This is a genomic window from Maricaulis maris MCS10 (genome assembly GCF_000014745.1).
Classification (GTDB): domain Bacteria; phylum Pseudomonadota; class Alphaproteobacteria; order Caulobacterales; family Maricaulaceae; genus Maricaulis; species Maricaulis maris_A.
This window is the reverse complement of record NC_008347.1, coordinates 2,199,589-2,220,549: the sequence shown is the minus strand read 5'-3', so window position 1 is coordinate 2,220,549 and position 20,961 is coordinate 2,199,589. Positions and strand designations below refer to the sequence as shown.

23 protein-coding genes are annotated in these 20,961 nt (G+C 63.2%); 18 read left to right on the top strand and 5 right to left on the bottom strand.

Annotation, left to right across the window (positions count from 1 at the left end):
- Positions 1-107: 107 nt before the first annotated feature.
- Positions 108-1,586, top strand: coding sequence for a methyl-accepting chemotaxis protein (locus tag MMAR10_RS10580; protein WP_041636933.1), 1,479 nt, complete (start codon positions 108-110; stop codon positions 1,584-1,586).
- A 56-nt stretch (positions 1,587-1,642) separates the two neighbouring features.
- Here MMAR10_RS10580 and MMAR10_RS16280 read toward each other — a convergent pair whose 3' ends face one another.
- Positions 1,643-2,698 (bottom strand): DUF3667 domain-containing protein, encoded by a 1,056-nt coding sequence (locus MMAR10_RS16280; RefSeq protein ID WP_011643975.1) that lies wholly within the window; start codon positions 2,696-2,698, stop codon positions 1,643-1,645.
- Positions 2,699-3,006: 308 nt separating this feature from the next.
- On the opposite strand from MMAR10_RS16280, the gene MMAR10_RS10570 reads away from it, so the two are divergent.
- Together MMAR10_RS10570 and MMAR10_RS10565 are read left to right on the top strand one after the other, a co-directional pair.
- Positions 3,007-3,591: a thymidine kinase gene (locus MMAR10_RS10570; protein WP_011643974.1), complete on the top strand. Its 585-nt coding sequence runs from the start codon at positions 3,007-3,009 to the stop codon at positions 3,589-3,591.
- Between the two features lie 163 nt (positions 3,592-3,754).
- Positions 3,755-4,123 carry a VOC family protein gene (locus MMAR10_RS10565; RefSeq protein WP_011643973.1) on the top strand — a complete coding sequence of 123 codons (369 nt, stop codon included), beginning with the start codon at positions 3,755-3,757 and terminating at the stop codon, positions 4,121-4,123.
- A 183-nt stretch (positions 4,124-4,306) separates the two neighbouring features.
- On the opposite strand, the gene MMAR10_RS16275 is transcribed toward MMAR10_RS10565, so the two are convergent.
- Both MMAR10_RS16275 and MMAR10_RS10555 read right to left on the bottom strand, forming a co-directional pair.
- On the bottom strand, positions 4,307-4,951 hold the full coding sequence (locus tag MMAR10_RS16275) for an NrsF family protein (RefSeq protein ID WP_011643972.1): 645 nt from the start codon (positions 4,949-4,951) through the stop codon (positions 4,307-4,309).
- A 1-nt stretch (position 4,952) separates the two neighbouring features.
- Positions 4,953-5,495 carry a sigma-70 family RNA polymerase sigma factor gene (locus MMAR10_RS10555; protein ID WP_011643971.1) on the bottom strand — a complete coding sequence of 181 codons (543 nt, stop codon included), beginning with the start codon at positions 5,493-5,495 and terminating at the stop codon, positions 4,953-4,955.
- A 169-nt stretch (positions 5,496-5,664) separates the two neighbouring features.
- Here MMAR10_RS10555 and MMAR10_RS10550 point away from each other — a divergent pair, with 169 nt between their 5' ends.
- From MMAR10_RS10550 to MMAR10_RS10535, 4 genes are all read left to right on the top strand, one after another.
- Positions 5,665-5,958, top strand: coding sequence for a DUF2282 domain-containing protein (locus MMAR10_RS10550; RefSeq protein ID WP_011643970.1), 294 nt, complete (start codon positions 5,665-5,667; stop codon positions 5,956-5,958).
- Between the two features lie 70 nt (positions 5,959-6,028).
- The gene (locus tag MMAR10_RS10545) at positions 6,029-6,886 is read left to right on the top strand and encodes a DUF692 domain-containing protein (protein WP_011643969.1); all 858 of its coding nucleotides are present in this window, start codon (positions 6,029-6,031) and stop codon (positions 6,884-6,886) included.
- Complete coding sequence (locus MMAR10_RS10540; RefSeq protein ID WP_011643968.1) at positions 6,876-7,634, top strand: DNA-binding domain-containing protein; 759 nt, start codon at positions 6,876-6,878, stop codon at positions 7,632-7,634. The genes MMAR10_RS10545 and MMAR10_RS10540 overlap by 11 nt, the downstream gene beginning before the upstream one ends.
- The gene (locus tag MMAR10_RS10535; protein WP_011643967.1) at positions 7,631-8,200 is read left to right on the top strand and encodes a DoxX family protein; all 570 of its coding nucleotides are present in this window, start codon (positions 7,631-7,633) and stop codon (positions 8,198-8,200) included. The genes MMAR10_RS10540 and MMAR10_RS10535 overlap by 4 nt, the downstream gene beginning before the upstream one ends.
- A 258-nt stretch (positions 8,201-8,458) precedes the next feature.
- Here MMAR10_RS10535 and MMAR10_RS10530 read toward each other — a convergent pair whose 3' ends face one another.
- Positions 8,459-9,313, bottom strand: coding sequence for a MipA/OmpV family protein (locus tag MMAR10_RS10530; protein WP_011643966.1), 855 nt, complete (start codon positions 9,311-9,313; stop codon positions 8,459-8,461).
- 142 nt (positions 9,314-9,455) lie between these two features.
- Complete coding sequence (locus MMAR10_RS10525) at positions 9,456-10,298, bottom strand: LytTR family DNA-binding domain-containing protein (protein ID WP_011643965.1); 843 nt, start codon at positions 10,296-10,298, stop codon at positions 9,456-9,458.
- 540 nt (positions 10,299-10,838) lie between these two features.
- On the opposite strand from MMAR10_RS10525, the gene MMAR10_RS10520 reads away from it, so the two are divergent.
- From MMAR10_RS10520 to MMAR10_RS10470, 11 genes are all read left to right on the top strand, one after another.
- The gene (locus MMAR10_RS10520) at positions 10,839-11,696 is read left to right on the top strand and encodes a thymidylate synthase (protein ID WP_011643964.1); all 858 of its coding nucleotides are present in this window, start codon (positions 10,839-10,841) and stop codon (positions 11,694-11,696) included.
- 11 nt (positions 11,697-11,707) lie between these two features.
- Positions 11,708-12,064, top strand: a complete 357-nt coding sequence (locus tag MMAR10_RS10515; protein ID WP_011643963.1) for a phosphoribosyl-ATP pyrophosphohydrolase — start codon at positions 11,708-11,710, stop codon at positions 12,062-12,064.
- Positions 12,061-12,582 (top strand): dihydrofolate reductase, encoded by a 522-nt coding sequence (locus MMAR10_RS10510; RefSeq protein WP_011643962.1) that lies wholly within the window; start codon positions 12,061-12,063, stop codon positions 12,580-12,582. The genes MMAR10_RS10515 and MMAR10_RS10510 overlap by 4 nt, the downstream gene beginning before the upstream one ends.
- A 131-nt stretch (positions 12,583-12,713) precedes the next feature.
- On the top strand, positions 12,714-13,853 hold the full coding sequence (gene hflK, locus MMAR10_RS10505) for an FtsH protease activity modulator HflK (protein WP_011643961.1): 1,140 nt from the start codon (positions 12,714-12,716) through the stop codon (positions 13,851-13,853).
- A complete protein-coding gene (gene hflC, locus MMAR10_RS10500) occupies positions 13,850-14,728 on the top strand; it encodes a protease modulator HflC (RefSeq protein ID WP_011643960.1) in 879 nt (292 codons plus the stop codon). The genes hflK and hflC overlap by 4 nt, the downstream gene beginning before the upstream one ends.
- 217 nt (positions 14,729-14,945) lie before the next feature.
- On the top strand, positions 14,946-16,325 hold the full coding sequence (locus tag MMAR10_RS10495; protein ID WP_011643959.1) for a Do family serine endopeptidase: 1,380 nt from the start codon (positions 14,946-14,948) through the stop codon (positions 16,323-16,325).
- Positions 16,322-17,248: a tRNA (adenosine(37)-N6)-dimethylallyltransferase MiaA gene (gene miaA / locus MMAR10_RS10490; RefSeq protein WP_011643958.1), complete on the top strand. Its 927-nt coding sequence runs from the start codon at positions 16,322-16,324 to the stop codon at positions 17,246-17,248. The genes MMAR10_RS10495 and miaA overlap by 4 nt, the downstream gene beginning before the upstream one ends.
- Positions 17,249-17,331: 83 nt before the next feature.
- Positions 17,332-18,336, top strand: coding sequence for a ketol-acid reductoisomerase (ilvC, locus tag MMAR10_RS10485; protein WP_011643957.1), 1,005 nt, complete (start codon positions 17,332-17,334; stop codon positions 18,334-18,336).
- A gap of 62 nt (positions 18,337-18,398) precedes the next feature.
- A complete protein-coding gene (locus tag MMAR10_RS10480) occupies positions 18,399-18,923 on the top strand; it encodes a hypothetical protein (protein WP_011643956.1) in 525 nt (174 codons plus the stop codon).
- 63 nt (positions 18,924-18,986) lie between these two features.
- Entirely contained in the window at positions 18,987-19,724 is a 738-nt protein-coding gene (locus MMAR10_RS10475; protein WP_011643955.1) for a TVP38/TMEM64 family protein, read from the top strand.
- A gap of 169 nt (positions 19,725-19,893) precedes the next feature.
- Positions 19,894-20,934 carry a rod shape-determining protein gene (locus tag MMAR10_RS10470; RefSeq protein WP_011643954.1) on the top strand — a complete coding sequence of 347 codons (1,041 nt, stop codon included), beginning with the start codon at positions 19,894-19,896 and terminating at the stop codon, positions 20,932-20,934.
- The last annotated feature ends 27 nt before the right edge of the window (positions 20,935-20,961 follow it).

Here is a 20,961-nt window from a genome sequence, read left to right as displayed (position 1 = left end):
ATTAACGACTCATTCGCGAATACCCGCTTAGGTTATGGTTAATGCCCCGTTTCAATCGGACATACGCCGGGCCAGTCAGCACTGGTCCCTTTGCAAGGACGTCGCACATGAAAATTTTCCCGTCTCAGGATCGCACCGTGCTCGACGCGCTGCACAAGTCCTACGCCATCATCAGCTTCAAGCCGGATGCCACCATCCTCGAGGCCAACGAAAATTTCTGCCGGGTGATGGGCTATGAGCCCAAGGAGATCGTTGGCCGCAAGCACCGCATGTTCGTGCTGGAGGGCGAGGCTGACACGCCGGACTACGCGGCCTTCTGGGATGATCTGCGACGCGGGAAGTTCCACTCGGAGGAGTTTCGGCGGGTGCGCAAGGATGGTGAAACCGTGTGGATCCAGGCGTCCTACAATCCTGTTCTCGATGCTTCGGGCAAGGTGGTCCGTATCGTCAAGCTGGCTTCCGACATCACCGAAAGCCGGGTGCGGCGCTACATGTACCAGAGCACGATGGAAGCAATCGAGCGGTCTCAGGCGATGATCCGTTTCGACATGCAGGGCCATGTGCTGGCCGCCAATGACGTGTTCGGAGAGGCCATGGGCTATTCCCCTGACAGCGTCATCGGCCAACATCACTCAATGTTCTGCGATCCGGAATTCGCCAAATCGCAGACCTACCGGGATTTCTGGGACAATCTGCGGCAGGGCCGGTTCCAGGCCGGTGAGTATCAGCGTTTCCGCAAGGATGGCAGCGAGATCTGGCTGCAGGCCACCTATAATCCGGTCTTCGATCTGGCCGGGACTCCGGTCAGCGTCATCAAGCTGGCGATCGACGTGACGGCGTCGGTCAATGCCCGCCTGCACCGCAACAAGGTGCGTGAGGAGGTCGGGCGAGGTCTGGTGACCGTGACCCGGAATATCGCCGAGGCTGGACACAAGACCGGCGAGGCGTCGAGCGCCTCCGGCAAGGCTGCCCAGATGGTGCAGAGCGTTGCCGCCGCGGCAGAGGAATTGTCGGCCTCTTTCCAGGAAGTCGGTCAGCAGGTGTCGGGCGCGCTCGATGTCGCCAAGGAGGCCGTGTCCGAGACCCGGCAGACGGCGGGTGTCATGAATACGCTCTCAACGGCGGCCCAGTCGATCGGCCAGGTTGTCGAGCTGATCAATTCGATCGCCGAGCAGACCAATCTCCTCGCGCTCAACGCCACCATCGAGGCGGCCCGTGCCGGCGAGGCTGGCAAAGGCTTTGCGGTCGTCGCCTCCGAGGTCAAGAATCTCGCCGGCCAGACGGCCAATGCCATCGAGAGCATCACCAGGCAGATCGCAGCAGTGCAGGACAATACCGCCGGGGCAGTCGATGCGATCACCCGGATCGGCAGCGTGATCGGACAGATCGAGGAAATCGCGTCGGGCATATCCGCGGCGGTCGAGGAGCAGGTTGCCGTCACCCAGGATATCAGCCGCAATATGGGCGAGGCCGCCACCGATGTGTCGCATGTGTCCGAAGCCGTCGGCGACATTGCCCGCGGCAATGAGGCGCTGAAGACCTCCGCCGATGAAATCTCCCGGGCGGCCCAGTCTCTGGCCGGTTGATCGGCCATCTGATGGCAAGTCTCGTTGGCTGATGCCAGGACAGGCGGGCTGACCGACTAAAGGGCAGGCAGCAGGATGAGGCCCAGTGCGGCGGCTGTGAGAGCGGCTGCATAGCCGGTTATCTGCACGGGCAGTCGCAGCAGGGCGCCATACCAGCTCGACCCGTAGAATTGCCGGTCGCACAACCAGGTCAGGGCAAACTGCCCGGCCAGGGCGAGAATCGCGACCCCCACAGAGGCACCGATACTGCCGGCCACAAGATTTGCCAGCAGCAGGACAATCGCAAAGCCCGGCAACAAGGCGGCGTGGAAATAGAGCGACAGGATCACATGCTCGATCACCGTGCGCTTGGGATGGAGCAGCAGGTTGATCAGGGCCATGGCCAGGACCATCAGGATCAACGCCTGGGCCGCCGCGGCCGATGAACTCGCCTCGAAACCGGCCGGGTCACGGATCGCGCCAATGGTCAGCTCGGCGATGATCGCAGGCACCTGCGCATCCGCCATGACAGCCCGCAGGCAGTCGGCGGTCGCCCGGTCGATCCGTCGAGGTTCGGGGCTGGCGCCGCGTTGCATCATGGTGACATTGACGCCGCCATCGGCCGCGTAGACGAGCTGGCCGTCGGCGTTGATCTCGTCGGGGCCAGGCATCACACCGCAGGAGATTGACGCCACATCCGTGCCGCCGCGCGCGCGGGCTGTCTCAATCGACGCCATGCGGCGCTGGATGTCGTCCTCGTCCTGGGCGCGAACAGTCTCGGCTGCAGGATAGGGGGCCACGGCAATGACCCGCACGCCAGCCAGGCCCATGGCCGCGAAGAAAGCGAGGCTGACCAGCAGGTAAAGCCGGATTGGCGGTGTCCAGCGAGCCCGCTGCCCGTCGGCATAGGACCGTGCCAACGTGCCCGGGCCGGCGAAAAGGGCCCGCAGGGTCGTCAGAAACCGACCGTCCCAGACGAGAACATCGCCGACCGTATCGGTGACCAGCATCCAGGCCGGGCGGCGAATTTCCTCGCGCGACTGGCCGCATTGTCCGCAAAAGGGTCCGTCGAGCGCGGCGCCGCAATTGGCGCACGTCCCCGACGGGAGGTTTGCCGAAGATTGATTTGTCATGCCAAGCCCCTGTCTGGCGCACTAAGCGTCACGCATTGTTCGAGGTCAACGTCCGGTGATCGGGGGGGGGGCGACGGCGAGTGAAACTCCGATCAGGCATTCATGCCGGGCCACAACGCTGTCCGATCAGGATCGGGATGGATCGTGCGCTGAGACCGGCGCAATCCGGCACTCTGGCCTGGCAGCCGCCGGGCGGCACAAACCTTTTGCGCGCGGCCTTGTTGCCGACGCGGCGGCACAGCTTTCGCTCCTGGCACGACTGCAACTTCTGCCCTGCCACCTGACCGGAATCGTCCTAGCAAGCTGACATGTCCAAGCTCTATTTTACCTACAGCGCCATGAATGCCGGAAAATCGGCGATCCTGCTCCAGGCGGCCCACAATTACGGCGAACGCGGCATGTCTGCCATGCTGTGGACCTCGGTCCACCACGCCGCTGACCCGGGCGCCCGGACAGGCCAGATCGAGTCCCGGATCGGCTTGAAAGCCCCCGCCCGGATCTTCGCGCCTGAGACCGACCTTTTTGCAGCGATCAAGGCGCAGGCCGGGGCTGCGGCGCTCGACGCTGTTTTCTTCGATGAAGCCCAATTCCTCACCGCCAGCCAGGTCCGTGACCTGGCCCGCGTAGTCGACGTGCTCGGGCTGCCTGTCCTGTGCTACGGCCTGCGCACGGATTTTCGCGGCGCGCTCTTCCCCGGATCGGCAGAGCTTCTGGCCCTGGCCGATCATCTGCGCGAGGTTCGCACCGTCTGCCATTGCGGTCGCAAGGCAACCATGAACCTGCGCCGCCAGCCCGATGGCCGCGCCGTCGCCGAGGGCGAGCAGGTCGCGGTGGAAAAGGCCGACTATGTCTCGCTCTGCCGCAAGCATTTTTTTGAAGCGCTGGCAGGCTAGGGGGCGGCGTCGCCGGCCGTCCTGCCCGGCGCGAACCGAACCGTCTGGCGTCACAAAAGCTTGAACGTCCGATCCGCGATTTCGGGCTTGTCTTGTCGGGGGAAGCCGGTAGGCTGCTTACTGGAACAAAGACAGAACTTCAAACCCATAAGCGGAGGACAATATGCTTGGATATGTGACACTGGGGACCAATGATCTCGAAAAGGCCGCCGCCTTTTACGACCGGCTTTGTGCCGAATTCGGCGTCGGCCGGATGATGGGCGACGACAATTTCATCGCCTGGGGCAAGCCCGATGGCGGCGCCGGCATCGGGCTGACCAAACCCTTCAATGGCGAGCCGGCCACCATCGGCAATGGCGTCATGGCCGCCTTCCAGGCCGACAGCAAGGAACAGGTCGACAAGGTCTACAAGATGGCCGTCGAAGAACTCGGCGCCCCCTGCGAAGGCCCGGCCGGCCCCCGCGGCGAAGGCTTCTACGCCGGCTATTTCCGCGATCCGGACGGGAACAAGTTGAACGTATTTTGCATGTAATTCCCGTCGTCTTGTTGGGAAGGGACATATTGAAGGTGAAGCGCTGTGTCTCTTCCCCCTGTTACAATGTGGTCGGTGATCGCTTCGATCACCGACCATTTTTGTTCGAAGATGGGTTCGTCCAGGCGGTCGTAAAGCGTACGCGCTTCTGCAACCACCTGCTCACTCGCGTCCGATGAAACCTTACCAGCGCAACAGGTACCGACCGCCAAGCGCGCCGGCGGCACCCGCCAAGGCAATGCCGAGAGCGTACCAGACGATCAAGAAGACGGGAGAGGCCTCCGGGCACCCCAAGGCATAAATCGTCGCCGACATCCCGCCGGCTGCCAGCCCCAATGCCCATCCGGCCTGAGTCAGCTCGGTCGGTGCGCCGCGGCGCACCACCAGCGTGAGCACGGCGAGGATCGGCACTGAAATCAGGGCGATATAGGTGACGCAGCGAAGCGCGGTCTCCCCGAGGATGCGGGCGCCCCAGAGATCGACCGGATGCGTGGCCAGGTCTCGCGCGGCCATCAAAGCAAAAACCGCCCATATTGCGGGCGGGATCCAGATCAAGGCTTTCGATCGGCCACTGGGGCGAACAAGCCGCAGCAGGCCAAAACTTCCGACGATGGCGATCGTCAGCGTAAATGCGACCTTCATCCAGAACGGGATGTCGAGGATAGCGGTGCCGATGTCGGGCCTCACAGCGAGATCCGGAGCGAGCCAGAAAGCCAGGGCTCCAACAGCCAGGCCGGCACCGACGCCGGTGGCGATCCAGTAGCTGAACCGGCGACGCCTCACAGGCTCAAGACCGGCAGCGAGCGTATCGATGAGCGGGTCGTTCATGTCAGTCTTTCTGCGCTCCGCGCTTTGCCATGAGCGCCTTCATGCCGCGATGAACACTCACCTTTATCGCAGAAATTCCGCTATGGCTCTTCTCGGCTGCTTCAGCGACAGAGAGCTGGTCCAACTTGGTCAGCCGCAGGGCCTGAGCCTGACCTTCCGGCAGTGTTTCCATAAGGCGGCCGACGTCCATCCGGGCCTCCGCCTCTGCAAATCCGGTATCGGTTTCGCCGAGGAATTCGGCCTCATCGAGCGGCACATGCGTTCGCAACCGGTTGCGGCGGAAATGATCGATGAGCTTGTAACGCGCGATGGCATAGGCCCAAGCGGTGAACGGCTGAGCCGGGTCATAGGTGTCGCGCTTGACATGGATGGCCATCAACGCCTCCTGCACCAGGTCCTCGGCGGCCGCCCGGTCGGCGAGCCGTCGCCGGAAATAGACCTCGAGTCGGGTTTTTAACGCGGTCAGCAGGCGCCGGTATTCCGTCGCGCCGCCAGACTGGCCGGCGATCATCAGTTCGCGCAGGACAGCTTCCGTCTCGATCATGATTGCCCTTGCCCAAACGAGTTCGTCGCTTGACCGGGAAAAGTTACAGATCCGGCGGCGCAAAGTTTTTGCATCACCCCCGTAACCTTTCGCTGATCTGGCGCGAAGTTGATCATGTGACCCGAGCGGGAGCAACGGTCCTGACACAGACTTCAAGCAAAGGTGAAACATGAAACCGCAAATCAAGATCGCTACCTTCGCCGCCTCGGCCCTGGCCATCTCATTGGCAGCCGCTGCGGCCCATGCCGCCACGACGACAAGTTCAACGGCTTCCGATGAGCAATGCTACGGCATTGCGCTGGCCGGCGAGAACGACTGCGCCGCCGGTCCGGGCACCAGCTGTGCCGGCACGTCCACGGTCGACTATCAGGGCAATGCCTGGACCTATGTTCCCGAGGGCACCTGCACCTCGATCGAGACGCCCTACGGTCCCGGTTCCCTGACCCCGATCGAACGCCCGTAAGCCCATTCGAACAGCCGAGCGAGCATCTCTGTCCCCCTTTATGCGCGCTCGGCAGGAGGCCATCCGCACCATGACTGTCTGTCCCCCCAGCCTGACAGCGGGTCTCGGTCTGAAGCCCGAGCACTATCGTCCTGCCCTGGACGTGCGCGCGGATGGCCTCTGGTTCGAAATCCATCCGGAGAACTACATGGTCGACGGCGGGCCGCGTCTTGCCTGGCTCGATGCCATTCGCTCCGAACACCCTCTCTCATTTCACGGTGTCGGCCTGTCGCTCGGCGGCCCCGGGCCGCTCGACCGCGATCACTTGGCACGATGGAAGGCGCTTGTCCGGCGCTTCGAGCCGGCGCTGGTCTCCGAACATCTCGCTTGGTCCGTTCATTCCGGACAGTATTTCAACGATCTCCTGCCTGTGCCAATGACACGCGATGCGCTCGACCGCTTCTGCGATCATGTCGATCAGATGCAGGAGGCGCTGGGTCGGCAAGTCCTTGTCGAAAACCCGTCGCGCTATCTCGCGATGCGCGACGAGATTCCCGAAGCCTGTTTTCTGGCCGAAACGGTCCAGCGTACCGGGTGCGGCCTCCTCGTCGACATCAACAATATTCACGTCAGTGCCCATAATCTCGGCTTCGATGCGCTGGACTATCTTGACGCCATACCCGGCGAGGCCGTGGGAGAATTTCACCTGGCCGGCCACGAGGCCGACACCGAGCTCGGCGACGCGCTTCTCATCGACACCCATGGCGCGCCGGTGGTGCAGCCTGTCTGGGACTTGTACGCCAAGGCGGTCGAGCGGATCGGCCCGCGCCCGACACTGATCGAACGCGACAACAATATCCCTCCCTTCGCAAGCCTGCTCGCCGAACGCGACCTTGCCCGGACCGTGCTGGACACGGCCACGCGCCCGGAGGCCATCCATGCGGACTGACTCATTCTTCGACGATTTTGCCGCGGCGCTGCGTGGCGGCGACGCGCAGATCGTGTTGCCGCATCTGGCATCGGCTGCATCGGCGTCAAGAATTGCCGTCTACCGAAACACTGTCGTGCGCGGTGCGATCGACGCCCTACGCGCCGCCTATCCGGCCGTGGAACGCCTTGTAGGTGCCGATTTTTTCTCGCCGATGGCAAAGGCATACTGGGCAACACACCCGCCTCGCGAACCCAGCTTGTCACTTTACGGTGCCGGCTTTGCCGACTTCATCCGGTCCTATGCCCCTGCGTCCAGCCTGCCCTGGCTGGCCGATGTGGCTCGGCACGACCGGGCCTGGCTGGAAGCGCACCATGCCAAGGAACACGCAATCCTGGGCGCCGCCGCTGCCGCTGCCCACGATCCTGAAAGCCTGGCCATCCTTGCCCCTGGCCTGCACCCCTCCGTCCGCCTCCTCATGTCCGGCTGGCCGGCCTGCGAGATCTGGCGGCGCAACCGTTTCGAGTCCGAGCCGGCCTCGCTGATGGCCGTCCCCGGCGCCTCGTTCGCGATCATCTGGCGCCGCCGCGGCGAGGTGTGCCATTGCGCGCTTGATGCTGCCGGCTACGCCTTCCTGCTGGCGCTCGGCGACGGCCACATGATCGGCGAGGCCGCAAATACAGTCCTGGCCGCGCATGAAAACTTCGACCCCGGTGCGGCCTTCGCGGCCGCCCTGTCCGACGGGATTCTGAAAGGAACAACCCCATGACCGCATCGCCTGCAAACCGTGCGCTCGACCACGCCCGCGACCTTCACAATCAGCTGATCGCACTCGCCAGTCGTCCCTGGATGGCCGACACATTGGCTGCACTGGCACGTTTGACCCTGGCCGGAATCTTCTGGCGCTCCATGCTGACCAAAGTCGAGACGGTCCGGGCGCTGGCCTACACAGATACGGTGAACGGGCACGAGGTCATCCGGCATCATCTGCGACTCCCCGCCTTCCCGCTGGAGATGAAGCCCTCGACCCATACCCTGTTCAGCCAGGACTACGCCCTTCCGCTCCTGCCACCGGAGCTGGCCGCATGGCTGGCAACGCTGGCAGAATTTTCCCTGCCGATTGCGCTGGTACTGGGCGTGTTCACGCGCTTGTCGGCCCTCGCGCTGGTTGGCATGACGCTGGTGATCCAGATATTCGTCTATCCCGAAGCATGGTGGTCCACCCATGCGCTCTGGATGACGATCGCGCTCGGCCTTGCCGCGCACGGGCCCGGCCGCTTCAGCCTGGATACCCTGCTGGGCGCCAGGTTCGGCGCTCCCCGGTCAGCGGCGTGACGAAAAAATGGTGACAGGCACTATTTTCGGGCAGATTTGGCGCTTCTGTACAAACTGAAATTGGTGTCTGTCCCCATTTATTCCACAAACTGAAATTGGTGTCTGTCCCCATTTATTCCTGCTGGCCTGATGGCTGGAAAAAAGCCGCAGCGTCTCCCGGTTTCTCCCCCGTCTTTTGGCTTGGGTTCCGGGGGATCAGGAGAGACTCTGCGACCTCCAACGGGGTCGGCCGCTGGTCCAGTGCTCGCGGGGTGGGGATCAGAACGTGTAGGCGATGCCCAGGAAGGCCTCTACCTCATAATCCTCGCGCACCAGCGGGCTGCTGGTGGCTTCCGAGCCGAAGAATTCGCCGCTCACATTGCCCAAGAGGATCCAGTTTTCGGCGAAGCGATAGCGCGCGCCGGCGCCGATGCCAAAGGACTTGAGGCCGGCGGACGGTGTGTAGGCGGTGTAACGGTACTGCGGATCGATATCGGCGAGGCTGGCCAGGGCTTCATTCTCGGTGATGCCGAACTCGGTGCGCAGATGTTCCTCGTCGGCGAAACTGATGTCGCCATAGGCGGTGAGCGTCCAGGCATTGTCGGCGAAATGCCAGTCATAGGAACCGCCGATGAAGGTCACCACGCCCTTGCCCTCGCCGCCGATATCGGCCTCGAAACCGACACCGATGGCAGAGGTGCCGAACTGTCGATAGAGCCCGCCGGCAAACACGGCCGTGTTTTCGATCGTGTTCAAATTGGCCAGCGCCGCATGATCGCCAGGATCGCGGCCGGGCTCATATCCCAGCCCGGCCTTTATACGCCAGTCCGAACCATTGACCGGCCAGTAGACGCCGATCTCGCCGGGCGTGAGGTAGAAGAGGTCGTGATACATGCCGTAAAGCACCGGGGCGGCCCCGCTCTCTCGGGTGTCGCTGCCGGCATAGGCGGTGCCTGAATCGACGCCGATACCGATCATGCCGCTCAGCCCGGTACCGTTCGTGTTAAGCGCGGCTTCCTTGCGGGCCTCGACAGGGGCCAGCGCCTGACCGCTCGCCATGGGGGCGAGAAGGACGCTGGGCACAAGCGCCAGACCCAAGACGACGAATAGATTGCGACCGGGATGTAAGTTCATCTGACAAGCCTCTCTGGTTACTGAACTGGCCTGAAAGTTCGGTTCCAAAGGCTTGTTTGCAATGCTGATTTCTTGAGTGCATGCGATCGCGTCCGTTCAGCGAACGAATGAATGAACGCGACGGGCAATCGCCGAGGCGGACCTAGTCCGGAGGCGGCGCGGCGGCGCTGTCATGCCAGGCGAGGAAGGCTTTGAACCGCCGCTGGCTGACCGGCACTTCGGTACCGTTCTTGAGGATGATGGAAATCTGCTTGGCACCGGTCTCCACGCGCTCGATCCCCTCTCGCGCGACCCACCAGGAACGGTGTACCTGCATGCCCGCAATCTCCCCGACCTGGGCGATGGCGTCCTTCAACCGCCCTAGCACTTGTTGCGCCGAGCGCGGCCCGTGCACCAGCACATAATGTTCGTCGGCCTGGAGCGCCCAGACGATACGGGTTTTGAGATTGGGAATGGTCTCACCGGCCTGTCCCGTCTGGTCTCCATCGCCGGCGGTTTCCCGGATCAACCGGCCCGGCCCGAACTGGAGCCCGCCAAAGAGATAGGCGCCGCCGCTCGCTACCAGGTAGAAGAGGGCAGCGGTCGGGCTGATATCGATCGCCTCGACAAACCAGGTGTGCGTGAACTGGGCTACCGCGCCGGCACCTGCGGCCGTTTGCACCGGATCGAGCTCGCCCTGAAAACTTTCGATCGAAACGCTCATGAACGACACGCCCGGCAGCGACAGTATCAGGGCGGCGAGCCAGGCCAGACCGGCTTTAGCCAAGCGCGACGTACGCAGGGACGCGAACGCCTTGTAGGTCAGGAGAAAGACCGCCGTGAAAATGATCGAGGAATAACCGAACAGGGCGGTCCATACCGCCAGCAGGGCGAAATCGCTGCCGGCTCTGGGGATTTCGATGCCCTGCTCGAAGAACAGCAGCGCGAAGATCGCCGCCGCAAGCGCATTGGCACCGGCAAGCCGTGAAATATTGATGTGAACCATCTGTACGCCCTGGCACGTTGGGGAAAAGGCATATTCTTAACAAGCCGATCCAGCTTGTTAAGTCGCGATCGCGCAGCTTGGGAACAATTGGGGACACTCGCCATAATCGGCGCCGAAAACTGGGTGACCAATCGGGGGTAAGCACGTATTTTCGCGCTTGGCGCGGTTTCACCCTTCAGCTCAAGAACCGGATACGGCTTTCTCTCGGCAAGGGATTTATGGTTTAGCGGGCGCCCGTGCGCCTGGTGAAAGGCCTCTTTCGTCCCACACACCCCGTCCCACACACTCCCTTTTCCCCGGGCGAAGACCCGGGGCCTATGAGACCATCCGCAAAGTGATGGGTCTCCGGGCGAGTGGCGGCATTTACGACAGGCAGGTGGGCCAATACCCACACCCGATTCACCGCAACGTCACCAGATACTTGCCGCGCCTTTCCCCGACTGATCTGGAACCCTCGGTTCATCCCGTTCGCCTTCCCTGCCATGATAGGGATCCGAGAATCACGCGGGGCTGATTGGCCCTTGGCAGGAGGAGTGCGACATGGCGGTCATCGACAATGAAAGCTTCGCGCAGGTGCGTGCCGGGGCGAATGGTTCGGATGTCGAAAACGCCTATCTGGCGCTGCTTCGCGACATTCTCGAGAATGGGGCCGAACAGGCCGACCGGACCGGCGTCGGGACGATGTCGGTATTTGGTCGCCAGCTGCGCTGTGACCTGTCCAAGGGCTTCCCGCTTCTGACCACCAAGAAGGTGCATTTCAAGTCGATCGCGATCGAGCTTTTATGGTTCCTGCGCGGCGAGACCAATGTGCGCTGGCTGCAGGAGCGCGGCGTCAAGATTTGGGACGAGTGGGCCGATGAAAACGGTGATCTTGGTCCGGTCTATGGAAAGCAGTGGCGGCGCTGGGAGGGTCCGGACGGCACCGAGATCGACCAGCTCTCGAACATCCTCGAGCAGATCAGGAATAATCCGGCCTCGCGCCGGCTGATCGTGTCGGGCTGGAACCCGGCCGATGTGCCCAATATGGCGCTGCCGCCCTGTCACACGCTGTACCAGTTCAATGTTGCGGGCGGGAAACTGAGCTGCCAGCTCTACCAGCGCTCGGCCGACATGTTCCTGGGCGTGCCCTTCAATATCGCCTCCTACGCCTTGCTGACCGCGATGGTGGCGCAGGTGTGCGGGCTGGAGCCGGGCGAATACATCCACACTTTCGGCGACGCCCATATCTATTCCAACCATATGGACCAGGTCCGCGAGCAGCTCTCGCGCGCGCCGCGCGCCTTGCCGCAGCTGAAGCTCAATCCGGATGCGACCGACCTGTTCGGTTTCGAGTATGAGGACATCGCGCTGGAGGGCTATGACCCCCATCCGCGCATCACCGCGCCGGTCGCCGTCTAGGAGCCGGGGGCATGTCCGGACCGCTTGATGAGCTCGCCGAGAAGATCGTCCGCGTGTCCGACATCTATGCCGCGCATTTCGACATTGATCGCTCGGGCGACTGGCCGCTCCTGAAACTCCAGGAAGAGGTCGGCGAGCTGACCCAGGCCTATCTGACCACGACCGGCCGCACCCGGCGTCCCGCCGACGAGGCGGCGCGCAAGCAGCTGGCTCTGGAAATGGCCGACGCACTGGGCATGCTGTTGATCATGGCGAAGGCCGAAGGCATCGATATCGACCAGGCCATGCAGGACAAATGGCTGCACTGGCTCGATCGCGACAGCGCCGTGATGGAGCCGAGCGCGGTCGGGGAGGCAGGTCAGTCATGACCACCACCATTCCCAAACTCGTCCTCGTCGTCGCGCGCGGCATGAATGGCGTCATCGGCGTGGATGGCGACCTGCCCTGGCGATTGTCGTCGGACCTCAGGAATTTCAAGGCGATCACCTCCGGCAAACCGATCATCATGGGGCGCAAGACCTGGGAGAGCCTGCCGCGGCGGCCGCTGCCGGGACGTCTGAATATCGTGGTCACGCGTCAGGACGGCTATGTCGCCGAAGGCGGGCATGTCGCCGGCGATCTCGGCGAGGCGATGGACGCGGCCTTCATGCGGGCTGACGCGGACGGTGTCGACGAAGTCTGTGTCATCGGCGGTGCGCAAATCTATGCCGCGACGCTGGAGCGCGCCGACCGGCTCTATCTGACCGAGGTCGAGGCCGCGCCCGAGGGCGAGACCTGCCTGCCGGAGATCGACGAAGCGCTGTGGCGCGAAACCCGTCGCGAGCTCTATCCGGCCGGACCGGGCGATGATCACGCCTTCATGCTGCGCGTGCTGGACCGTATCTGAACCGGTCGCCGCCCCGTGAAGGGGACGGGAGGGGAATGGGCTGCTGCCTTGTCCCTCCCGATTACCCTTGAACCGCAAGCCGCATACGTTCATTTATGCGGCAAGGTTAATTGAGAGGATCGATCCAGCACATGTCATGGAACGACAATCAGGGCGGAGGCGGCGGAGGCCCATGGGGCTCCGGCGGCAACAATAACAACGGGCAAAACCCCTGGGGCCAGCGCCCGCAGGGCGGAGGCGGGCCGGATGGCCCCGATCTCGACGAGGTTGTCCGCGACATGCAGCGCAAGATTCGCGGCATGTTCGGTGGCGGCGGTTCCGGCAAGGGCGGCTCCGGCAGCTCTGGCGGCGCCGGTGCCTTCGGCTTCGGCCTGATCGTCCTGATCCTGGTGGGGATCTGGTTCGCGACCACAGGCTGGTATCAGGTCGGCGCCAACCAGGCCGGCGTCGTGCTGCGCTTTGGCGAATATACCCGCACGACCTCACCGGGTTTCCACTTCAAGCTGCCCAGCCCGATCGAAACTGTCGAGCTGCCGGAAGTGACCACGACCAACTCGATCACGATTGGTCAGGGTCCGGCCGGCCAGATGCTGACCCGTGACGAGAATATCGTCGACATCGATTTTGCCGTGCAGTGGCGCGTCGACCTGGGTTACCAGGAAGGTGTCCGCGATTTCCTGTTCAATGTCCGTAATCCGGAAGGAACGGTCGCGGCCGTTGCTGAAAGTGCCATGCGGGAAGTCGTCGGCACATCGGACCTGCAATTCATCATCACGGAAGGTCGCGCCGAAGTCTCTCGCCGCACCCGTGAGATCCTGCAGGCAACGCTGAACGAATATGATGCCGGCATCGAGATCCTGCAGGTCAACCTGCGTAATGCCGAGCCGCCGGAACGGGTCATCGACGCCTTCCGCGGCGTTGATATCGCCCAGCAGGAAGCCGAGCGGGCCCAGCTGGACGCCACCGCCCACGCCAACCGGGTCATCCCGGAAGCACGCGGTGTGGCCGCCCAGCTGACCCAGGAAGCGCAAGCCTATCGGGACAATGTCATCGCAGAAGCCCAGGGTGATGCCGACCGCTTCGTCGCGATCTACGAGGAATATGTCCAGGCGCCCGATGTCACGCGTCGCCGGATGTATCTGGAAACGATGGAGCGCGTGCTCGGCGAATCCGATCTCATGATCCTGGATGGTGACGCCGGTGCCTTGCCATATCTGCCGCTGGACCAGCTCGGTCAGAACCGGGGCCGTGCCCAAGGAGGCAACCAATGATCCGCACACTTGGAATCATCATTCTGGTCGTTGCCGTCTTCATCGGTCTCCAGAGTGTCTACATCGTCTCGGAAACCCAACAGGCGCTTATCCTGCGTCTCGGCGAGCCGGTTGATGCCGTCAATGAAACTTCGGAACCCGATCCGGGCCTGCATTTCAAGACACCCTTCATCATGGATGTCCTGATCTTCGACAAGCGCAATCTGGAACTGGATCTGGATGCCGAGGAAATCCTCGCTTCCGACCAGGAGCGACTGATCGTCGACGCCTTCCTGCGCTACCGGATCACCGATCCGCTGCGCTTTTACCAGACCTTCCGCGACGAGCGCGGCGCAGTAGTGCGCCTTGAGCAGATCATGGATGACAGCCTGCGCGGCGTGATCGCCTCCATCCCGTCCTCCGACGTCATCTCCGGCCAGCGCGCCGACCTGATGACGCGGGTCCAGGCCGCGGTGGAAGCCCAGGTCCTGACCGGTCGTTTCGGCATTGAGGTCATTGATGTCCGCATCCTGGCCGCAGACCTGCCGCCGCAGATTGCCGACAATGTCTTCGAACGGATGCGGTCCGAGCGTCAGCAGGAAGCCGCGCAATACCGGGCCGAAGGTGAGCAGCGGGCAACGGAGATTCGCGCCGATGCGGATCGCCAGGCCTCGATCATCCGGGCCCAGGCCCGGGCTGATGCCCAGCGTTTGCGTGGTGAAGGGGATGCCCGTCAGAACCAGATCTACGCTGAAGCCTATAATCGCGACCCGGAATTCTTCGCCTTCTACCGCTCCATGCTCGCCTATGAGCAGGCGGTTCAGAGCGGGACGCCGATCGTGATCCCGCCGGATTCGGAGTTCTTCCGCTACTTCCGTAGCGAGACCGGCGAATAGCGGCCGACATCGGAATGACAGGGGCCCGGCTCCGCGATAGCGGGCCGGGCCCTTTTCGTTTCGGTCCGCGATAGGCGTGACAGGCCGGTCATTCGCATGACGATTGTGTCAGTGCGGTTGCCGCCGACCCGCGCAAGGCGGTATTCACGTTGACGGACCAGAATTTGCACACAGCCCGACCCATGACAGGGCCACTCTTTCAAGACGGCGGATTTCGATGCAGCGTTTCCTAGTTCTCATCCTCTTCCTGGTGGCGACACCGGTCAGCCAGGCTCATCCGGATGGTTTCGCCGATCTGGCCGAGCGCCTGTCGCCGGCTGTGGTGAATATTTCGGCCGCCCAGCGGCTCGACAGCGAGGACGGTCTGCCGGAATTCCCGGAGGGTTCGCCGCTGGAACGCTTCAACGATATTTTCGGCTCGGCGCCGCGGATCGCCAACTCGCTTGGTTCGGGCTTCATCATCGACGCCTCCGGCCTGGTGGTGACCAATAATCACGTCATCGACGGGGCTGACGAGGTTGAGGTGTCGCTGCCGGATGGTCGCGTCTTCCGCGCCGAAGTGGTCGGCATCGACAGTGTCACTGACCTCGCCGTCCTGCGCATGGAGGTCAATGAGCCCATGCCCTTCGTCGCCTTTGGCGACAGCGATGCGGCACGGGTCGGCGACTGGGTGATTGCGATCGGCAATCCGTTCGGACTGGGCGGCACGCTGACCGCCGGCGTCGTCTCAGCCCGGGGCCGCGAGGCGGGTGGTCGCTATGACGACTATATCCAGACCGATGTTGCCATCAATACCGGCAATTCCGGCGGTCCGTTGTTCAACATGGATGGCGAAGTGGTCGGCGTGAACACGCTGATCCTGTCACCGACCGGGGCCAGTGTCGGCATTTCGCTCTCCATCCCGTCCAACCTGGCCAATGTGGTCGTCAACCAGCTGGTCGAGTTCGGTGAGACCCGTCGCGGCTGGCTTGGCGTGTCGGTCCAGCGCGTGACGCCGGAACTGGCCGAAAGCTTTGAACTGGCGACGCCCTATGGCGCCATTGTCTCGCGCATCGAGGAGGATGGTCCGGCGGCGGATAGTGGTATCCGGACCGGGGATCTGGTGCTGGCCTTTGATGGCCGCCGGGTCCGTGACAGCCGTTCCTTCCCGCGCATGGTCGCCGAAACCGAGATCGGCCGCGAGATCGAGCTCGACATCATCCGCCGTGACCGGCCGATGACGATTAATATCACCGTTGGCAACCTGGCCGAGGACGATGCCGACGGCGAAGGCGAGACAGCCAATGCCGCAGTGGTCGCACCGGTGACGGGCAGCGGCAATACCGTGATGGGCATGACATTCGGCACGCTGGACGCCGCCTCCCGCCGCCGTTTCCGGGTCCATCCGGATGCCGAGGGGGTTCTGGTGACCGAGGTTGACCAGACCAGTGACGCGTCCGGCAAGGTTCGTCCGGGTGATGTCATCGAGGAAGTCGAGTTCACGCGCGTCGACAGCATTGCCGCCATCCGGGAGATCGTTGAGGGGCAGGGCAATGGGCCGGTGCGCTTCCAGATCAATCGCGGCGGCCAGTATGTGCTGCAATCGATCCGGTCGTGACGCCCTGCCTGCTGATTGCAGGCCCGACGGCCGCCGGCAAGACCGCGCTCTCACTGGCGGCAGCGGAGCGCGTCGGTGGAGAGATCATCAATGCCGACTCGATGCAGGTCTATGCCGGTCTGCCGCTGATCACCGCGCAGCCTGACGCCGCCGAGCGCGCCCGGGCGCCGCACCATCTGTTTGGCAGTATTGATCCGGCCATCCGCTATTCGGTCGGCCAGTGGACCAGCGATGTGCTGGCCCTGATTTCCGACATTCGGGGTCGCGGGAATGTGCCCATCCTGGTTGGTGGAACGGGGTTGTATTTCAATGCCCTGACGCGCGGTCTGGCACCGGTTCCCGAGATCGGTGACGCGGCCCGGGCCCGCGCGGCGGCCTTGCTCGACGCCGACGGTCTGGCCGGCCTGCGCGCTGAAGCCTTGCGCTTGGACCCGGTCGCGACCAATCGCGTCGACGCGGCAGACCGCCAACGTCTGTTACGGATCGTCGAAGTGGGTTTTGAAACCGGGACCGCCTTGAGTGTTTTCCAGGCCGACACCGTGCCGCCGCTCGAACCTGCAGCGTGGCGCGGCATTGTCATCGAGCCCGATCGGGAGGCCCTCTATCGCCGGATCGATCAGCGCTTCGAGCACATGCTGGAGGCCGGCGCGCTTGATGAGGTGGCGGCTTTCATGCAGCGCGATCTCGATCCGGACCTGCCGGCCAGCAAGGCGCTCGGCGTGCCGCCCCTGATCGCCCACCTGCGCGGTGAGATGTCGCTGGACGAGGCCAGGGACAACGCCAAGCGTGACAGCCGCCGCTATGCCAAGCGGCAGGGGACCTGGTTTCGCAATCAGGCGGCCAGCTGGTCGCGTATCGGAACGCTCGACAGCGAGGCGGCGATCAGCGCCCTGGCCGATATCCTTGATCAGCCGCCTGGTTAGGGCATTGACCTGCCCGATGGCTGGACAGGCCCGTTGATGATCCGCCTTATCACCCCCAATCCAGCCCGGGAGCGAGTCGCGAAATGACGGATGAAATGGACGAACCACTTTACACACGGGACATTGATCTCGCGCCGATCCGGTCATGCCGCCTGGCGATCGTCGGATATGGCAATCATGGCCGCTCCCATGCCTTGTGCCTTCGCGATAGCGGGGTTGCCCATATCCGTATCGCTCTGCGCGAGACTTCGCCCTCGCGCATCAAGGCCGAGGCGGACGGGTTCGAGGTGGTGTCACTGCCCGAGGCGGCGGCCTGGGCCGATGCGATCTCCCTGCTGGCCGCTGACGAGGCGCATCGGCTGATCTGGGAGGAGGCGATCCTGCCCCACAGAAAGCCGGGGCAGGCCCTGATCGTCTGTCATGGGTTTTCCATCCATTACGACCTGATCAGGCCACCCGCCGATGCCGATGTGATCCTGGCGGCCGCCAAGGGGCCGGGCGGCGCGGTGCGCGAGGAGTTCGAGAAGGGCCGGGGATTGATCGGTTTCTGGGCCGTGCACCAGGACGCGTCGGGGCAGGCGCGGGAGCTGGCCCTGGCCTATCTGGCGGCGATCGGATCCGGCGAAGTCGGGATCTTCCCGACCAGTTTTCGCGAGGAAACCGTGTCTGACCTGTTTGGCGAGCAGGTCGTTCTGGTCGGCGGGATGGTCGCCCTGGCCAAGGCCAGTTTCGAGCGCCTGGTGGCCGCCGGTGTCAGTGAGCGCATGGCCTATATCGACTGCGTTCACGAGATCAAATATCTCGCGGACCTGATCCAGGCGCGCGGTATTGCCGGCATGTATGAGGCAATATCCGACACGGCGGAATTCGGTGCCCGCCAGATCGAGGACAAGATTGCCGGTCCGGAACTGAAGCGCGTTTTCGATGAGGCCATGGCGGATATTGAGAGTGACCGCTTCGCCCGGAAATGGGTCGAAACATATGAGGCTGGCGACGCGATGGTCGCTGACCGCGCCGCAGATCGGGCCTTGCGCATCGAAACCGTCGGCGCTGAATTGCGCGACCGGATTTACGGTGCCACGAAATAGCCAACTTGCCGCGCCACCTGTAATAGACATATTCAATCGAGAATCGCGTGCGGGGGCGTGGAATGTCATTCAATCCGGTCAAAGTTCGGCGCTACGGCGAACCCAAGGAAGTTGTTGCGCGGGTATTCGAGGAAGCGGGCGGCATTCCGACGGTCATGGAATTGCTCGATCTGAGCCGCACCCGCGTCTATGCGCTGGCCGATCCGGATTCGACCAATGAGATATCCTACGCCCGGATCGCCAAGCTGACCGAGTCCGGAGCGACCGCTGCTGCCCAGCATCTGGCCGCCCTGGCCGGGGGACTTTTCCTGCCGATCGAGAAAGCCGACGATGCCAACTGGCTGGCCCTGGCTGGCGAGGCCAGCCGTCGCAATGCCCGCAATATTTCCGCGATCATGGAGAGCCTGAGCGAGACCGAGAAGTCGCCCGGCCGCATCGACCAGGATGAAGCACGCGATATTCTCAAGGTGCTCGACGAACAATTGGGTGTTCTTGCAATCCAGCGCGCGAAACTGGCCGCCATCGCGTCCGGTGAAGCGGTCGACATGGCTGGCCATCCGGTCGTCGATGAAAACGGCGCTGCGTGATTGCCCGTCGTGCAAAGCGTGCTTAGTTAGGCGCCCTGACGCTTTGATCGAGCCTGCTTCGCAATGAACCGATTGACCGACTTCTTCCTGAAAATGGACGCGCGCGCCGCGCGGGCCGTGCTGGTCTCTGTCGGGCTGTTTTTCGTCGTCGCGCTGGTCTTCCTGCTTGGCCGTTTTGTGCTCGAGATCGAGCCGGGAGAGGCCGGCAGCTGGTTCGAGGCCTCGGCCAGCCAGTGGTATGCCTTGCCGCTGACCATCCTGATCTTTACCGCCCTGTCATTCCTGGGCGCACCGCAATTCGGATTGATGGCTGCTGCCCTTGTCGCCTTCGGGCCGACCACCGGGGCGATCTATGCTTTCGTGGCGACGCAATGTTCGGCGGCCGTGAACTATTTCGTCGGTCGCTATTTCGGTGCCGACATCTTCAAGCGCTATGCCGGCGACTGGGCCAACCGGATCTCCGATTTCATCGGCCGTAACGGACTATTGGCCTCAATGGTTGTGCGGTGGGTGCCATCCGGACCATTCATCGTGGTGAATATGGGATTTGGCGTGGCACGGACGCCCTATTGGGCGTTCGCGCTCGGGACCGCACTCGGGTCGGCACCGAAGATCTTCATTGTGGCCCTGATGGGCGAGAGCATTCGTTCCATGCTGACCGAAGGCAATGTCCTGTTGGGTATTGCCTTTGCTGCCGCGGCCTTTGCCTGGATCGGTATCATGTTGCTGGCGCGGATCTGGTTGCGGCGCAATCGCTCGCCCGTCGGCGCCGATGATACCGGGGACGGGGAAAACCCGTAATCCGGTCACGGGGCGCCGATTGCGACCTGTCGGTGCAACGACTGACTCACACCGACCCGCTTTCAGCGTGAATCCCCGTCCGGCCCTTGCAATCTTGCGCGGAGCATCGCACAACGAAAACAGTTGCACCGCGGCTTTGCCGCCACACATTTTGAGACTCAGCGCCCCCATGCTCAACAGCCTTTTCGGTTTGCTCTCTGCGGATATCGCCATCGACCTGGGAACCGCAAACACGCTCGTCTATGTGAAAGGGCGCGGTGTCGTGCTCAACGAGCCGTCCGTCGTCGCGTACAAGGTCGAAAAAGGCCGCAAACACGTGCAGGCAGTGGGCGCGGAAGCCAAGCTGATGCTTGGCAAGACACCGGGCAATGTTGAAGCGATCCGGCCGATGCGCGATGGCGTCATCGCCGACTTCGATGTCGCCGAGGAAATGATCAAGCATTTCATCCAGAAAGTGCACAACCGCCGGGCCATGGTCAGTCCGCAAGTGGTGATCTGCGTGCCATCTGGAGCAACGGCGGTCGAACGTCGCGCCATTCACGAAAGTGCTCTCGGCGCCGGCGCCCGCAAGGTCTACCTGATTGACGAGCCGATGGCTGCCGCCGTCGGTGCCGGCCTGCCGATCGACGAGCCGACCGGCTCGATGATTGTCGATATTGGTGGTGGCACCACCGAAGTCGCCGTCATGTCGCTGTCCGGTATCGTCTATTCGCGTTCGGTCCGCGTTGGTGGCGACAAGATGGACGAGGCGATCATCAACTATATCCGTCGTTCCGCGAACCTTCTGATCGGTGAGACGTCAGCCGAGCGGATCAAGAAGGAAATCGGCTCTGCCATGCCGCCGGTGAAGGGCGAGGGCCTGTCCTTGAACATCAAGGGCCGTGATTTGATGAATGGTGTCCCGCGCGAGATCGCGGTGACCGAAGCCATGATCGCCGACAGCCTGTCCGAGCCGGTCGAGCAGATCGTTGAGGCGGTCAAGCAGGCCCTTGAGGCGACCCCGCCGGAACTGGCCGCGGACATTGTCGACAAGGGCATTGTGCTGACCGGTGGCGGGGCCCTGCTGCGCAATCTCGATACCGAGCTGCGCGAACGGACCGGCCTGCCCGTGAGCCTGGCCGATGAAGCCCTGTCCTGCGTGGTGCTGGGCTGTGGCAAGGCGGTGGAAGACCTTCGGATCTGGCGTCCCATTCTCTCCGAAGCTGTGTAATCTCCACCATCGCAACGGTGGAGAAGG